The sequence below is a fragment of the Chryseobacterium sp. HNCC26DJ241 genome (assembly GCF_057180505.1).
Map to the genome: position 1 here is coordinate 1 of NZ_JBXUGL010000066.1, position 3113 is coordinate 3113.

General features: G+C 34.5%; 1 protein-coding gene and 1 pseudogene. Both read right to left on the reverse strand.

Going from position 1 to position 3113, the window contains the following annotated elements; genetic code table 11:
* Positions 1-3021: pseudogene (locus AC2A1C_RS15695) on the reverse strand (hypothetical protein); the annotation flags it as partial.
* A gap of 4 nt (positions 3022-3025) precedes the next feature.
* Positions 3026-3113: T9SS type A sorting domain-containing protein (locus tag AC2A1C_RS15700; RefSeq protein WP_484026873.1), on the reverse strand; the 88-nt coding region annotated here is incomplete at its 5' end.

Consider the following 3113-nt stretch of genomic DNA (forward strand, 5'->3'; position numbering starts at 1 on the left):
CTGCTTGTCGGATGTTGTTGCATTGTCCAGATTGTAACTCAGCACCGAAACTGGAAGAAGAAGGTTGGAAGTAGCCGCCGTTTTATCATACACTGTTTTGGCTTTTGAAACGGTTTTTCCGTTTTCAACGGTTTCTGTTTCCAATGGAATACCCACCATATTGGCCGCTAATAAATTGGTGTCTCCAACTTCCGAAGCGTATTTGTAGGTGGTCTCGGAAATGGCATTATCCGGAGCTGTGGTAGTTTCAGAATATACTAAAAGTGGGTTATTCGGAGAATAGGTATAGTTCTGTCGTGTAGTTGCATCTCCATTGGTAAAATATTCAGTAGTTACAACTTGGGTTGGAACGGAATAGGATGAAATAGCATGATGATGCAAATTCCATTTGGTTTTTGACAAATGAATGCTTGAACTCACCTGAAGTGCTAAATTAGTTTGCCTGATTCCCGTATAAAATCCTTTTGCCCTACCGGTAATAATAATAGGAGAATTGGTATAGGTTTTTTCTAAAACAGTAGTATTTGCATTGTCTTTATATTCTTCATATACGGGTTTATTGTACCAGGAGATATCGGTTTTTTCAAAATAACGATTGAAAAAATTTTCCTGATCATAAGTATTACTGTAACTCATTGCAAGCGGGTTTAAGGAATTGTATTCTTTTGTTGTATATTCATTATTCAGGATATTTTTTGTTTTTTCCCGTACTTTACTGTATTGAACTTTGTTGGTATAAAAAGGGTTCAGGTTGGCTTCCGACATATAAAATACATTGTTGGGAAAAGGAGTAGTATATCCTATTATATTCTGTATAGGAAACGATTCATACATACCAAATCTTGGTAAGATTCCCTTTCCTGTACTTAATTTGATATTACCCTCCGTAAATTCGTATTGATACTCCTTTTCACTAACAAGCTGATTATTGGAATCAAAATTTTGAATTTTATTCACTCTAAGTCCTCCCACCGTACGTATCAAAGGTGTTTCGTCTTCTTTGATCTTAACATTAACATTGAAATAGGTAGTACTATAAGCAGGATTATCGAGTATGCTTAAAGTTCCGTTGAATTTTATTTTCACATAATATTCTCCTGGTGTAAGGGTGGTCCACTGTGAATCATTTACAACACCATTGGCGGTTATAGAGTAGAGTATGTTATTTCCGTTACCATCAATAATAATCGGTTCCCGAAAATTGCAATATATTTCCCCATCCGCAGGAGGATATATATCGCCCGGAGTAGAAATAGAACCATTAGGACATCCGAAGTCATATTCCAAGTGAGGTTTTGATTGCAAGGGATTTCCTATAGTGAATTTACATACATAATATGCCTTATTCCCATTCTCTGTTGTCTTGGTACATTTATTATCTAAGCCTCCATTATTTGTGAATTGGAACGTATTTAGTTTATAGGGGTTTTTAATGTTTTTAACATGCAGATATTCAGGAACATTTATATATGTTGGTAGATAATCATACTCCGAAACTGTGTTGGGTTCAAAAGAATATTTTGTGTAGCCACCTGTAGGATAAATAACTTTATTTAATGTCCCTGCCGTTACATAGTTTTTATTTATTGCTCTTTCTGTATCAAAGCTGCTTTTAAAGGTAAGCAATGAGCCATTTTTGGAATATATGAATGCTGTTTCAGGAAATAAGTTTTCATTATTATCTTCATGGTTATAACCACCCCAATAATCTTGTGCATATGAGAATTTTTGAGGTAATAGATTAGAATCATATTCAAATTTATATTGCATGATCTGCTGAAGATTATCCGACATTTTAAATTTTACCGATTCCAATTTTAATCTTTTGGTAGTATAATCATAATAACTCTCATTGACAGATTGCCCACTAGTAGCAACAGAATTAAAATAATGGTTATTGTCCAGCTCAATTATTTTATTTAAAACACTAGTTTGGGGGGTTCCATCAGTGCTAGAATAAACCTTTATAGATTGTAGCCTTTTGGAATTTTTAAGATCTTGCCTGCTTGCTGTATCATAAACAAATTCTACAAACCCGTTCCTAAATGAAATCTTTGAAATTCTTTTTTCTTTAACTTTATTAATAGAATAAAATCCACCTCCAACTACATTAAAACCTCTGTCGGATACTTTTGGTATTCTCTGGAGATACTCTATATCTCCCGAAGAATTTACAGCGTAATCAAAAGTGATCTCATTGCCTTTGGTATCTGTAATTTTACGAAGATACCACGACACAATACCTATAGGTTCTTCGGCATTAATAGAGGTTATATATCCGGGGGTCTGCACATTTCTAAAATTAGTTTCAGAATATACAGGATTTTGATAACTGTTTTCGCTACCATTTATTTCTCCGAAATAGTACTTAATGCCTTTTGGGTCTGTTATGATCCATTCGTAAATTTTCCCTGAAGCTCCAGTAGAATACTGAATTTTATTGTTGGTAATTTCATTTTCATAAAATTTCCTATCATCTTGGTCAAACTGAAACTGTCCACCGGAAGCTGTAGGAAGGGCATAGGAAAATAAATCGGCTTCAAGATCAAATTGCTTGTCTTGTCCATACTGTATAGACTGCTGGACGATAGGGTCATTAGGATTATTTTGCACCAATGCTACAAAATTCTTTAATTTATATACCTGATACATATATCCTCCAAAATCATGCGGAGGATCTAAATCATCTATAATATTTCTGATTTCTCTTGAAACAACACCTCCTGCATTAAGGCTCCATCCTAAACCTACATTCGTTGCTTCCTGCTCTACTTTGATTCCTCCTGCGTAATAGCTTAAAGAGATCGGAACTTGTATGTCTCCTTGTTGAATGGTATATATAGGAACAGAAATAGAAGGTATCCCTGTTGAATTATCCACAGTTTGATCCAAATACCTGTTCATTTCCATGACGTTTGGTGAAGGAGAAAAAATAGATGGTGTAAAATCTGCTTCACTAGTCTGTCCTTTTACTGCTATATAAGCCTGAGCCAGAATTAGAATAAAATATATCTTTCTCATAATATTATTTCTTCACAATTTTAGTTGATACTTTTTTGTTTTTGGTTGTTGCGGTCACCACATACACACCTTGCGGAAGAGCACTTGTATTG